The following is a 13,047-nucleotide window of genomic DNA, read 5'->3' as shown; positions in this document are numbered from 1 at the left end:
CCCTCTTAAACCTATTAATTTTTACGATCTGTGCGCCGATCTGGATTTGTCTGGATCGGCGCAAATTTTATGTCTCCCTCAAACCGCGATCGCGGCAGTATCAAGTTCAATTACCTTTGAGTCTGGCGAAGAATGCCACACTTTACCATCGAGTGCCATCTGCTCAATCAAACTCGCCAGTCTAAGTGCCTTCAATGCCTGAATTCCGCCAACTGAGGGAGCCATACCACCCCGGACACACTGGACAAAGTGCTCCAATTCAGCATGAAGCGGCTCGATATTGCTCGTTTTCACTTTCTCAATTAGACCGTCCTGGCAATATAAGACCTGTCCATAATCCGTCTTGTAATTCGAGGTCGTTTGACGGTGAATCAGAATCTCATTATTGAGAAAATCTGCTTCCGTCAGTGAATTCTTACAGTGGGCTGAAATTTGTCGAATCTTCCGATGGGTCACCTTACTCGCGGTCAGTGTTGCTACAATGCCATTGGCAAAGCCCAACGTCGCTGTCACATAATCCAACTGACCTGAATTCGAGGCACGCCCACCACTTGCGGTCAATTTCACGACCTTAGAATTTGCCAGTTCCAACAGCAAATCAATGTCGTGAATCATCAGATCCAAGACAACCGATACATCATTTGCACGATCGCTATAAGGACTCATCCGATGAGCTTCGAGCGCCAAAACCTCTTCAGTTTTCAGAACCTTACTGAGTTCTTGAAACGCGGGGTTAAATCGCTCAATATGTCCAACCTGCAGAATACACTGACATTCTGCTGCCGCATTCACAAGCGATTCTGCTTCGGCAATACTTGCTGCAATCGGCTTTTCAATTAAAACATGAACCCCTGCCTTCAGAGCCGCCATTCCGACCCCATGATGCAACCGTGTTGGTACGGCAATACAAACCGCATCGACATGATTCAACAAATCATGGTAGTCCTCAAAAAATCGGACACGATACTTGCTAGCCGTGTCCAACCCGCGTTCTACATTGATGTCCGAAACTCCGACCAGTTCAACATCTTTCAGCAGACTTAACACCCTGGTATGATGTTGTCCCATATTCCCGACACCAATCACGCCAATCCGCAAAGGTTCTGGCTGATTCCGGGATACACCAAACTGGGAATACCCAATTGGGATATTGTTTTGCACTCTTATTCCTCCTCCACCACCGAAATTGTGCTGATTAAACAGCCGTATAATCTCCTCAGACATCCAGATACTATCACAGCGACATTATTTATGAAGAATTCCAAAGTGCACGGTAAGTTCCCTTTTACAATAGTGCGCTGATTTTTTTAATTTCTACGCCCAGAGACGGAGTTTTGAATTGCTTGGTAGATCTGCGATCGAGAACTTCCCGCCCTTTATTAAGCGCTCCAATCGATTCAAAAGCATTCGATTAAATTGCTATGTCGCACTTTCTGACTTCCAAGTCTATTTGCATCAGGTTGAAAGCTACTCTGCGTGAAATTACGACATGTCATCTCTATAGATGCCAAGGTTTTTATGAAGTTTTCGCCAAAATTACGTAAGGCTCAGATGACTCTATTGCTATAGAGCATTATGACTGGCTAGAATCTGGGATCAAGTCATTCCGTTGTCAAATTGACATGAAATCTCCCGCACAACCTGTACCACCTGAAGTCGTGCAGCAAGTTTCTGATTATTTTAGTGTGTTAGGTGAACCGATGCGTCTTCGCATTCTCAATTTACTACGAGATGGCGAAAAATGCGTTCAGGATCTCGTTGAAGCGACTGATACGAGTCAAGCTAATGTTTCTAAGCATCTCAAGGTGATGCTGCAAGCGGGAATCTTAACTCGGCGATCGAAAGGGACGCTGGCATATTACAGCGTCGAAGACGATCTGATTTTCGAGTTATGTAATCTGGTCTGCGATCGCTTAGCGACTCGGATTGAACAGCAAGCTCAGTATTTCCGAGCCTTCAGCTTAGCCAGTCGTCGGTAGGATTTATTCCTGCTTCGTGCCTGTGTCTTGTTCAAATTGCGCTCGCGTCAAGGGTTGCTCAACGATTAGCCCTTCTCCCCCTAAAACTGTTAAAGGCTTTCCTTCAACCGATAAGAAGACCTTTGCTTTTGGGTTAAGGCTAGTTGTCGTATAGAGAATTTGAGCCAAGCGACCCGTCATCGACAAACTGCCCCCACCTGCGGTAAACGGTCTGGTCAGATCGACATAGATCGAATCTGCCTTGACCTTGAGACTGCGAAGCTGGGTTCCTTGGGGGATGCCAGTCATTAAATCTTGAGTCGGCGGATTGTTCAGAAGGTTATTCACCGCAGCTGTGAGTAAAACTTCTTGGCGATCGTCAGATTTCACTTTGATGGCAACTGGAACGAGTTCCATATCGGTTGCACTATCTTTGAGCCAGAAGACCTGCGCTGTTTTTTCAGTCGTTGGGGCTTGCGGCTTAATTTGATTTTGCGAAACTGATGGGACAGACGCAGCGGTTCGGGGATCTTGGGTCTGAGGCTGCTCTACAGCAACAGGAGTGGGTGCTTGTTTCTGGGCTTGTTGCCAAGTGAAAAATGCAGTTGCACTACCGGTCGCAACAACCAGCGTGGATAATCCAACTACGATTCCGAGTGGAAAACGGCGCGGATGCTCTTGCATGTGAGAAGTCCTCAACTAGGGCAGAAATCGCCAGGTCTGAGTCCTGACAGATTGTAGAAGTTCTACAGCTATGTTTAGCGCAATTTCGGATGTTTGACACAAACCGTTATTGTTTCCTTACGTCGGGTCGGATTTGTACAAAAGCCGCAATCTCTAAGTTGGAGGGATTGAGCACCAAAGTTAAAATTCGAGCGGTTGTATTGGACGCTTCCAATCGCCGCAGATCGAGACGATCGCGAATCAAATTGGCGATCGCTTCAGTGATTTGCTTTGGACTTTCTTGACCATTTGCCCAGATTCTCAAATCATTCAGTTGTAGCGATCGACCTGAAATAATTTGCGGTTGAGCCTCTGCGACGATTTTTAATTTAGCGGGATCACCTTGCTCTTGAAGTTCGATTGCAAATCGAGCGCGATTTTGTGGCAAAAGCGTGATTTGAGGATTGAGAAAATCGTACCGCTCAGCTTGTCGGGCTTGCGATCGCGTTAGCAATTGAAGACTCAAATTTTTAAGTCGAGCAGTCACCTGTGGAGATTGCAAGGCGCGATTGAGATCGTCTTGAGTGAGACTCGCTCGAATTCCAGCCTGAAGCGGTTGAGTCAGTTTGCGACGTTTCAGGTTAAGTGCGATCGCATCGGTTTCCAGTTCAAATCGTTCAAGTCGCACTCCTTTTACAGGTACAATTCCGCGACCTGCGATGAGAATGCGATCGATTCTTCCTTGAGCAATTTGATAATTGGGCGCATTGTCCACTCGGACTTGAAGCTGGTCTGCGCTGACGAGTTGCTTGCGGATTTGAGATTCTGCAATGCGATCGACGACGACACCTGCCGGAGAGACTAATCCAAGCAAGCTAGAAAGCAAAATTGTGAAAAATTCCATGGATTCAGAGTAATTTTTGCATCACGTAATTCTTGAATTGCTCACCTCGACAATAGACTTCTTGTTCTCTCACAACTGAAAACCCCATTTTTTCAAAGAAAGGTTTTGCTGTGATGCTTGCTTCTGTGACGAGTTGTGTAAGATTTAGTGCGATCGCTTTTGCCTCAATTTCTTGATAAATTTGCTTTCCTACTCCACAGCGTTGATAGTTTTTGTGGCAGTAGAAACAGCCGATATGACCATTCGATTCGAGTTCACCAAAGCCAGCAATCACACCGTGATCATCAGCAACATAAGTGATTCGCTGTGAGCAGACTGCAACCCAATCTCTGAAGTAGATGTCATCCGGTGCCCAGGCTGCGACTTGAGACGGCGAATAATCACGGCGATTAATTTCTCGAATCGTGTCATGAAACAGTTGTGCAATCTGTTCAGCGTCTCGTTCTTCAAACAATCGAATGTGCATCGCGGTTGCCTCTTTAGTCCAGTTCACTCCGTTGCGTCAAGCCTTCGACAAAGCTCAACGCAAACGCGCAAGAACAAAAATTTTTCGTGGGTTGAGCGAAGTCGAAACCTAATTCCAACGTCAGTTCGTTAACGTTTAGGCGTGAATTCCATTCACATCGGCACAAGAGCGAAATCTCTTATCCCGAATTCACGTTAATCCCACGAAAAATTTGAACTTTACCCATTTAACTGAGAACTTGCTGCTCAAAATTTGCTCAAAATTATGAATGCAGCGCTTCTGTCACCCATTGCTTCAGAGTTGGCACAACCTGATCGAGTGCAAGTTCCTGCACCGCCTTAGTCGCCCGTTGTACGACTTCGACCTTGCCATCTTTCAAAGATTTCCCGGTGACAATTCGATATGGAATTCCAATTAGTTCAGAATCCTTAAACTTCACGCCTGCCCGCTCATTGCGATCGTCTAACAATGTCTCAACGCCTGCCTGATTCAATTCTGCATATAGCTTCTCAGCAGCGCTGACTTGATCCGCATCATTGACATTGGGAATCACAACGACCGCGTGATAAGGCGCGATCGCAACCGGAAAAATAATGCCATCTTTGTCATAGGACTGCTCCACCGCAGCTTGCGCTAATCGCGAAACCCCAATCCCATAACAACCCATCACTAAAGGCATTTCCTCCCCTTGCTCGTTGGTGTAGGTCGCATTCATCGCCTGCGAGTACTTCGTTCCAAGTTGAAAAATATGCCCGATTTCAATACCTCTAGCGGTTTGCAGCGTTTGAGATGGATCGTGAACTGCGCGATCGCCTGCTTTCGCCTTGCGCACATCGACCACTAAAGCAGGTTTCTGGAATTCTTTCCCCCAGTTTGCGCCGACAACGTGATAGCCAGATTCATCTGCACCTGTGACAAAATTTTCTAAATCTGTCACCGTTTGATCCACAAATCGAACAAATTTCGATGCAATCTCTTTACTGGGCTTGATGTAATCATCCGCGATCGCGGGTGAGATATATCCCAATGGCAAAGATTTTGCTGCCCACTTCTGTTGAGCTTCCGCATCGGGAACCGTCAGCGAAATCACAGTTTTGCCGCCAAACTGATCAGCAAGTTTGGTCAGTTCATTTTGCAGTTTCACATCATTGACATCTTGATCACCGCGAATGTGAACTAAGACTAATGCAGTGATGCCACTATCAAATACGGCTTGATAGAGAACATTCTTCACGACATTCGTAGGAGAGCATTTTAGAAATTTGCAAACCTTTTCAATCGTTTCTGTACCTGGGGTTTCGCGTTTTTCATGACTGGAAAAAGGAGAGGGCACAACATCCGGGGGAAGCGCGATCGCTTTTTCCACGTTCGCCGCATATTTCCCATCTTCGGTGTAGAGAACTTCGTCTTCTCCTGCTTCTGCAAGCACCATAAATTCTTGTGACCCAGAACCCCCGATCGCGCCTGAATCCGCATCGACTGCTCGAAACTTCAAGCCTGTTCTAGTCAGAATCTTGCAGTAAGCCGTGTGCATTTTCTGATACGTCACTTTCATCCCTGCCTCATCTGCGTCAAATGAGTAGGCATCTTTCATGATGAATTCGCGCCCCCGCATCAATCCAAACCGAGGACGAATCTCATCACGGAACTTAGTTTGAATCTGATAAAGATTTTGAGGCAATTGACGATAGGAACGAATCATATCGCGTGCGATCGTCGTAATAACTTCCTCATGGGTCGGTCCCAAGCCCACTTCACGATCTTGACGATCGATGAGCGCGAACATAATTCCTTCAGCCTTGGTATATGTATCCCAACGCCCCGACTCTTTCCACAATTCCGACGGCTGCAACTGCGGTAACAGGCATTCTTGTGCGCCTGCTGCATTCATTTCCTCCCGCACAATCTGCGAGATCTTCTGTAACACCCGCCACATTAAAGGCAAATACGAATAGATGCCGCTGCCAATCCGCCGGATATACCCTGCTCGTACCAAAAGCTTATGACTGGGAATCTCGGCTTCCGCCGGATCTTCGCGCAGTGTTACAAATAGCATCTGAGATAGCCGCATCGATCGTGCCCTTGTTGCAAAAAACCACATCCTATTCTAGAAGGCAATGGCAGTTTGCTCCGGAGTTGATCGATCGATTTTGCAAAACTATTCGATCGCTAAAGACACGCGATCGCCACCCACTTCTTTCAACGTTGCCAAAACCTGAATAACCTGTTGGTAAGGCAATCTTTGATCAGCCTTCAAAACAACCGATCCTTTCGGATTCTGCGCGAGATAGTTCTGAATCGCTTGTGCTAACTGCTCACGAGTTGCAGGGCTACCTTCCAACAAAATTTGCTGCTGTTGATTCAGCCCCACAATCATCGGTTCAATCGGTCGTTCTCGATTGACCCCAGACTGAGCAGTTGGCAATGCCACATCAACCGACTGAAAGTTGGTCAACGTCATCGACACAATAATGAAAAATGTCAGGATGGTCATAATCACATCCATCATCGGCACGAGATTGATCTCAGGCATAGATGTTCCACGTTGCCTTGCTTTAGATCTCATGGCGCAAATGACCTCTGTTGTACCAGACCTGTCGATAGATCAGCTCTAACTCACTGCCAATCTCAGCAAAATAGTCCATCTGCTTCGCTTGCAAAGTCACACACACCCGAAAAATTGACAAAGCCACGATCGCAACAATCATTCCCGCTGCGGTTGTAATCAATGCCTCGGCAATCCCCAATGCAGCTTTAGAAGTATCCACCGCACTCTCAGATCCACCAATTCTCAAATTAAAAAATGTGACAATTAGCCCCGTCACTGTTCCCAAGAGTCCCAACAACGGAGCCATGGCGATCACCGTTTCGAGCAGCTTATCGCCCTTGTGCATTTTGACAAATTCGCGATCGCTGGCAGCTTCTAATGCCAGTCGAAAGGTTTCCGGCTCAGGACGATCCAGCTTCAATGCCGCATATAAAAATCGCGCGATCGCGATTTCCGAAGCAGATTCGGCAATCGATCGCGCTTGATTCAAATCAGATTCAGCCGCCGCCAAAATTTGATGTGCCAAGCGATCCTCACCCCTCAACACATGCCACCAAAACCATGCCCGTTCTAAGGCACAAGCAATCGTGAGCACAGATAGACCTGTCATCGGAATCATCACAGGTCCACCTTTTGCCGCTAAATCAAGTAGCGTTGACATTACTTCCAGCCAGCCCGATCCATAATTTGCAGCGCCTTCGCATTGTTGCGCCCAAAGATTTCAGCATTCAGCTTATCATCCTTGAACGTTCCATAGCTCTGCAAGACAGAATCAACCGGAACGCCTGCAACCGCAGGATATTCATTGTTGCTTGCAGCAAAAATTTGCTGTGCTTCTTTGCTGGCTAGAAACTCCAAAAATTGAATTGCCGCTGCCTTGTTCGGAGCAGTCTTCAGGACGCCTCCGCCACTAATATTGATGTGAGTTCCGCTCCCATCTTTACCCTGATTCGGGAAAAACACGCCGATCTTGGAAGCAATCTCTTTCTCTTCAGGCTTATTTGATTTTGCTAAGCGAGGTAAATAGTAAGTATTCACTAACGTCAAATCACCTTGGCCTGCGGCGATCGCTTTAATTTGAGCCGTATCATTTCCTTCTGGCGATCGCGCAAAGTTTGCAACTAATCCCTTGACCCATTCCTCAGCTTTCTGCTCGCCATGCTTTTCGAGCAGTGCACCCGTGAGGGATTGATTGTAAACGTGACTCGACGATCGTACAATCAACCGTCCTTTCCACTTCGGATCAGCTAAATCTTCATAAGTGCTCAGTTCAGAAGGCTTAACACGGTCTTTGTTATACATGATCACCCGCGCCCGCTTGGTGAACCCGAACCATAGGTTGTTGGGCGATCGCAGATTTTCAGGAATGGCAGACTTTAAGACTGCAGAGTCAACAGGTTGGAACAATCCCGCGTCTTGAGCACGCCACAGTCTGCCTGCATCAACGGTGATCAAAACATCTGCCGGACTGTTTGCACCTTCACTTTTGATCCGCTCAATCAGTTTGTCTGCATCTGCTTCGACCAGATTCACTTTGATGCCCGTTTTCTTGGTGAATGCTTCGTAGATCGCATTATCTGTATCGTAGTGACGTGCAGAATAAAGATTCACCACTCCCGCTGATGTGCCTGCTTGCATTTTGACAAGCTGATGAACCGCGATCGCTGCCACTGCTGCGCCTGAAGCCAAGAAAATCCGCCGTTTAATCGCCATAACACTCCATCTATGTTCTTAAAAGTCCGATAGCACTTCTTGCTGAGCCTGTCGTCATTATTGAGACTTTTTTCTAGTAAGTAATTTAAGAGAGTTCCAAATCTTTGTCAAGTGAATCCGCATTGAGAATCCCTAATTCAATCTAGAATTTATATTTTGCAAGGGTTCTGCGCAATATCGCTGGCAAAACTTCTTCAGACTATTGACAATTTATTTAGCTACTGCTTTATGATCAGACAGGAATAATTTGCAAATTGAGTATTGTCTCTGCTCCTGTGTCGCGATCATGATCTTCAAACTGCCCCATCTCCAGCTTTGGCACATGCTCCCGATCGCAATTGGGCTGCACGGATTCCTTTTCGCAATGCCAATTCCATCGACTGACTCAGACATTGAGCCACCGAAGTCTGAGAACTCAGTGAATGTGATGAACTTACCAAAGCCGTCGCCTTCTCCATCCGCGATCACTTCTCCAACTCCAAAACCTTCCCCTAAGGTCCAACCCTCTAAGACCGTTCAACCTTCGCCGACTGCAACTCCCACACTTCAGCGAGCAGTTCAACCTCAACCGCAAGTCAGCCCATCTCCACAGCCTTCGATCAGCCCGTCCCCGACGGTCAGCCCATCTCCCACCGTAAATCCTTCACCAACCATTAGCCCATCTCCTACAGATGTCCTGCAAATTACTGGAGCGACTCCAGGTTGCCAAGGTCGAATCGGATGTTGGCAAATTGCAGAATCAAATGGTCGAACTGTCGCTGGAACACTTGAGCAACAGCTTGAAAAGCAAGGCTTTGTTTTGACAAGACAAGAACTAGAACCAGACACAGGCTTTCGGGTCTATCTCGTTGCAAAAGATGGCACGCAGTCCTACTATTTGCACATGATCTGGAGCGATCGCGGAACGGCTTATATCCGTGATGATAACTTACTGTCTTATGATCAAATCACAGCAATAGCACAACTATAAAAAATGCCCTCGTTGCTAAAGTGAGGGCATCAAACTATTGGAAATACGTAGCCTAAAAGCTAGCTGCTCGACTTATTGACACTGAACATATAGGCAGGTTTTACGGCAGGCGTTCTCACAACTTTCTCAAACAATGCCTCATATTGATTCAAAGCTTGCTCAAAGGAGTAGCGCTCGATCGCATATTGTCTTCCCTGCTTCCCTAGCTTGCTCGTCAATTCAGGATTGTTGTACAACTCCAAAATCTGATCTGCAAGTGCTTCAGGATTTTCTGGCTCGACAACTACGCCACCGCAACTTTTCTTGATTGCTTTTGCTGCACTGCCAGTACTCGGAACAGAAGCAATGACTGCTCGCCCACTCGCGAGTAATACCTGAGTTTTTGACGGCATGTTAAACGACACTACATTGCGTTTCTGTACAATCAAGCCTACATCAGCCGCAGCGAGCATTTCTGGCAATTTTTCACGCGGTTGAAATGGCAACAGTCTTACATTGTCTGCACCGTGGGCTTCACAATGCTGTCTGAGGTTTTCGATCGCTTTTGGCTCTCCAACAATTGCAAAAGCAATATCACGCTGATGCTTCAATCGTGCCGCAGCCTCAATCACTGTTTCCAGTCCTTGGGTCAGGGCAATATTACCGGCATAAAGCACAACAAATTTTCCATCTAGCCCGTTCTCTAGCCGAAAAGCATTATTTTCTTTTGATAGCGGGCGAATGAAGCTTGTATCGACCCAGTTTGGAATACAAGTGAGTTTACTGGACGGCACACCTTTACCTTCTAAATTCTCAACAAACCCATCTGCAATCACACTGATGGTATGAGCCGTGCGGTAAGCAAACTTCTCCAGCGCTTCAAACACGCGAATCATGGTTCTATTCTTGAGCAGTCCTACATGAACGGCAGCTTCTGGTAAGATATCCTGAACATTCAGCACGATCGGACAGTTGTGGAACCAGCTTAGGAGTGCTGCAGGCACACAGACAGGCAAGGGCGGAACCGTTAGGAGAATGACATCGGGTCGCCAGCCTTTCAGAGCTTGTAGGAAACTCGTGACAACAAAACTACTATCTAGTAAAACACGATCTATTAGACTCGGCTTTGGTTTTACCCACATATAGCTTCGCTGAATGATCACTCCATTACGTTTCTCAGTCATGTAGAGCTTGTCCCGATAACCCTCATAAATCTGACGTTGGGGATAGTTCGGCATTCCAGTGATGACTCTAACTTGATGTCCCCGGCGGACTAAACCTTCCGCGAGTTCTGTCATTAATGGTGCAATTCCAATCGGCTCTGGGTAGTAGTTGTAGGAATAGATCAAAACACGCATAATTTTGGTGAACCCAAACGGCAATGGTCACGATGTGCATAAAACTCAGTCGAACTCAACCTGCTGGAGACTGAAGATGCGCTAGGGGGTCACATATCACCGGCAAGAAACTGTCCTGTGAGTTTCTAGACTTGAAATCGAAGATAAATTTAGGGACGCTAACTCTAGGTTGCCCACAAATGATGACTCGTTACATCGCTTTATAGAAATGCCGAGAATCTAGCGTTGAGATATAAATTTCAGTGAAAAGTCAGGAATGAACCTTTTACGGGGGCGGTCTATATTAAATTTCAACGCTGCGCGCCAATTTCCGGAGAGTGCTGAAAATTATACTTTCAATGAATTTTTGATTCTTCAGGAACAATTACCGAAAACAATGCAGCGTAGTCGAGGTCAGCTAGATTGCGGTCGATCGCAGTTTGTAAAATCTGCTGCACTCCTTCAATAGAAGCTGTATCTAAATTTGACGACTTTGCGGTTTCAACAAACAAGTTCATGTCTTTCTGCAAATGCTTCGTTGGAAAGTTTGGATGTTCAAAATCTCGATCGATCATCCGCTGTAATTTTTTGTCAAATGTCGGCGCATACAAGGCACTCTGCCGCACAATCTGCATAAACGCTTCAACATCAACGTTTTGTCGTAAGACAAGCCCAAGGCTTGCAGCAAATGCACTCGTTAACGAACCAATCAATTGATTCAGTGCCAATTTGACTGTTGCAGCTGAACCGACAGACCCGATCAGAACTGGATTTTCGCCCAAGGTTTGCAGCAAAGGTTTCCATTGTTCAAATTGTTCTGGCTCTGCGCCGACCATGACAATGAGTTTTCCCGATTTTGCTTCAGGAATACTTCCTAGAACTGGAGCTTCTAAATAAGCTCCACCTGCTGCCATCACTTCGCGGCAAATCTCGCGACTTTCATCTGGCGAAATCGTACTCATTTGGATGATAGTCCGATCGCTTAAATCAGCTTGATGTAAAACATCTCGAATGGCTTGGGCATCGGTTAACATCAGCACGATACAATCAGAAGCCGCGATCGCTTCTGCAGGAGTGTGTGCGATCGCGATGCTACCCTTTGGGTTTACGACTTCAGAGAGCTTTTCTAATTTTGTAGCGGTGCGATTGTAAGCAGTCACGGAATAACCTGCACCGATGAGACGTTGCGCCATTGGTAATCCCATCAACCCGATGCCCAGAAAGCTAACCTTCACCATGAGCGCGACTCCAGACTGTGCCTTTCACAGTCTAATGGACTATTGAATCGCTTTCATCAGGAACTCAGCAATTTCGATCAGTTCCGACTTGTTAAACACGTCAAGCAGAGTCCGAGCTGCCGCTCTCGGTTCAAGTGGAATCGTAACCTGCTGCTTCACGGCTGGAGATGGGGCAGCTTTTGCCGAAGCAGGCTGTGCAGATGCTGGATTGAGCAGTTTTTGCAGATTAGCCGTAATGCTGATTTGCTCGGCTTGACCTAAGAGTAAAAGATCACTCGCTTGTTTGAGGTCTTTAATGACGATGGGGGCAAGAGATGCGTAGGTATTTTTGGGATTTGCGATCGCCCGTTGAGCAGTTTGCAGTAATGTCACCCAGGGTTTTGTGGTACTGCTGACTTGAATCAGACGATTGCAGAGTGCGACGAGCTGCTGGCGACCTTTTTGAGAATCACCTTGTTTGAAAAGCTGCAACATGCCCTTGAGAATCGTTGTAATCTGAGTCGCAGCATTTTGAGGCAGCAGATTGCCTTTCGAGGGAGAAGCTTTTCCGGTTTTGAGCGCTTCGAGATAAGCCTGCAATTCTCGGAAAGTTGGTTCTGAAGCAGCAACGGCTTGCTGAGCATCTTCTTCACGTAAGCCAAATGGGCTTTGTAAAGCTTCGATTAATTCTTTGAGTGTGTCAAACCCCTTGAAAAAGAGATCTTCGAGACGTTGGTCAATTTTGACCGGATGTTCTTTGAGAATTTTGAAACAATCTTCAAAGTGGTGCGCAGTTCTCTGAATGCTGTCAAAGCCGAGCATTGCTGCCCCACCTTTAACGGAGTGAGCGGCACGAAACAGTTCATTGACCCGCTCTGAATCCGCCATCGTAGCAGCGAGATCGACTAAGCCTTGTTCGATCGTGTCGAGATGTTCTTTTGCTTCTTCGATGAAATAACCGAGAATTTGCTGCTGTTTAACCGATTGCACCGCCCTGCTCCTGAAAGTGACAGATTCCAGTTCGGGAGATTCTCCCTTTACCTTTTCAGTGTTCCCAGGGACGGTAAGAATTCACGTCAAAAATAGGCTAAATTGCTTTTAAGACAATTCTTTGCCGCAATTTTACAAGATGCAAGTTTAATGAAATTATTTCTTCACAATTCCAATTCAGATTTTTTCAAAATCGGTCAGTTCTTATCCTGAAGCATCTACGATTTCAGTGGATAACGCTATGGATTACGGTAAAGTAAAGGCAATTCGTTCGCGGCTCGTTGAGATCTGAAGCTTGAGAT

Annotated in this window: 13 protein-coding genes; 2 read left to right on the top strand and 11 right to left on the bottom strand. The window is 46.5% G+C overall.

The features are described 5' to 3' along the window. Positions 1 to 78 precede the first annotated feature (78 nt). Complete coding sequence (locus J0L70_RS12080) at positions 79 to 1,161, bottom strand: Gfo/Idh/MocA family protein (RefSeq protein WP_017285885.1); 1,083 nt, start codon at positions 1,159 to 1,161, stop codon at positions 79 to 81. A 461-nt stretch (positions 1,162 to 1,622) separates the two neighbouring features. Between J0L70_RS12080 and J0L70_RS12075 the strand changes: the two genes are divergently transcribed. Continuing rightward, positions 1,623 to 1,979, top strand: a complete 357-nt coding sequence (locus J0L70_RS12075) for an ArsR/SmtB family transcription factor (RefSeq protein ID WP_017285886.1) — start codon at positions 1,623 to 1,625, stop codon at positions 1,977 to 1,979. 3 nt (positions 1,980 to 1,982) lie between these two features. On the opposite strand, the gene J0L70_RS12070 is transcribed toward J0L70_RS12075, so the two are convergent. The 7 genes from J0L70_RS12070 to J0L70_RS12040 all read right to left on the bottom strand — a co-directional run bounded on the left by J0L70_RS12070 (position 1,983) and on the right by J0L70_RS12040 (position 8,252). Beyond that, positions 1,983 to 2,642 (bottom strand): GerMN domain-containing protein, encoded by a 660-nt coding sequence (locus J0L70_RS12070; RefSeq protein WP_017285887.1) that lies wholly within the window; start codon positions 2,640 to 2,642, stop codon positions 1,983 to 1,985. A gap of 106 nt (positions 2,643 to 2,748) precedes the next feature. Further along, positions 2,749 to 3,525, bottom strand: coding sequence for an LmeA family phospholipid-binding protein (locus J0L70_RS12065; RefSeq protein ID WP_287454720.1), 777 nt, complete (start codon positions 3,523 to 3,525; stop codon positions 2,749 to 2,751). Between the two features lie 4 nt (positions 3,526 to 3,529). Beyond that, positions 3,530 to 4,018, bottom strand: a complete 489-nt coding sequence (locus tag J0L70_RS12060; protein WP_239741262.1) for a GNAT family N-acetyltransferase — start codon at positions 4,016 to 4,018, stop codon at positions 3,530 to 3,532. A 235-nt stretch (positions 4,019 to 4,253) separates the two neighbouring features. Then, positions 4,254 to 6,062, bottom strand: a complete 1,809-nt coding sequence (locus tag J0L70_RS12055) for a proline--tRNA ligase (RefSeq protein WP_287454719.1) — start codon at positions 6,060 to 6,062, stop codon at positions 4,254 to 4,256. A gap of 87 nt (positions 6,063 to 6,149) precedes the next feature. Continuing rightward, positions 6,150 to 6,524, bottom strand: coding sequence for an ExbD/TolR family protein (locus J0L70_RS12050; protein ID WP_268182578.1), 375 nt, complete (start codon positions 6,522 to 6,524; stop codon positions 6,150 to 6,152). Between the two features lie 22 nt (positions 6,525 to 6,546). After that, the gene (locus J0L70_RS12045) at positions 6,547 to 7,200 is read right to left on the bottom strand and encodes a MotA/TolQ/ExbB proton channel family protein (protein WP_190651563.1); all 654 of its coding nucleotides are present in this window, start codon (positions 7,198 to 7,200) and stop codon (positions 6,547 to 6,549) included. Next, complete coding sequence (locus tag J0L70_RS12040; protein ID WP_287454715.1) at positions 7,200 to 8,252, bottom strand: Fe(3+) ABC transporter substrate-binding protein; 1,053 nt, start codon at positions 8,250 to 8,252, stop codon at positions 7,200 to 7,202. Before J0L70_RS12040 ends, J0L70_RS12045 begins: the two co-directional genes overlap by 1 nt. Positions 8,253 to 8,538: 286 nt before the next feature. On the opposite strand from J0L70_RS12040, the gene J0L70_RS12035 reads away from it, so the two are divergent. Beyond that, complete coding sequence (locus J0L70_RS12035; RefSeq protein ID WP_287454713.1) at positions 8,539 to 9,222, top strand: hypothetical protein; 684 nt, start codon at positions 8,539 to 8,541, stop codon at positions 9,220 to 9,222. A 59-nt stretch (positions 9,223 to 9,281) separates the two neighbouring features. Here J0L70_RS12035 and J0L70_RS12030 read toward each other — a convergent pair whose 3' ends face one another. The 3 genes from J0L70_RS12030 to J0L70_RS12020 all read right to left on the bottom strand — a co-directional run bounded on the left by J0L70_RS12030 (position 9,282) and on the right by J0L70_RS12020 (position 12,745). Then, positions 9,282 to 10,559 carry a glycosyltransferase family 4 protein gene (locus J0L70_RS12030; RefSeq protein ID WP_190651557.1) on the bottom strand — a complete coding sequence of 426 codons (1,278 nt, stop codon included), beginning with the start codon at positions 10,557 to 10,559 and terminating at the stop codon, positions 9,282 to 9,284. Between the two features lie 335 nt (positions 10,560 to 10,894). Next, complete coding sequence (locus J0L70_RS12025; RefSeq protein WP_287454711.1) at positions 10,895 to 11,776, bottom strand: NAD(P)-dependent oxidoreductase; 882 nt, start codon at positions 11,774 to 11,776, stop codon at positions 10,895 to 10,897. A 39-nt stretch (positions 11,777 to 11,815) separates the two neighbouring features. Continuing rightward, positions 11,816 to 12,745 (bottom strand): Hpt domain-containing protein, encoded by a 930-nt coding sequence (locus tag J0L70_RS12020; protein ID WP_287454710.1) that lies wholly within the window; start codon positions 12,743 to 12,745, stop codon positions 11,816 to 11,818. Between the last annotated feature and the right edge of the window lie 302 nt (positions 12,746 to 13,047).

Source organism: Leptolyngbya sp. UWPOB_LEPTO1 (assembly GCF_017302695.1).
In the GTDB taxonomy this organism is placed as follows: domain Bacteria; phylum Cyanobacteriota; class Cyanobacteriia; order Leptolyngbyales; family Leptolyngbyaceae; genus Leptolyngbya; species Leptolyngbya boryana.
The sequence above is the reverse complement of the archived record's forward strand: the minus strand, read 5'-3'. Positions and strand labels throughout refer to the sequence as shown.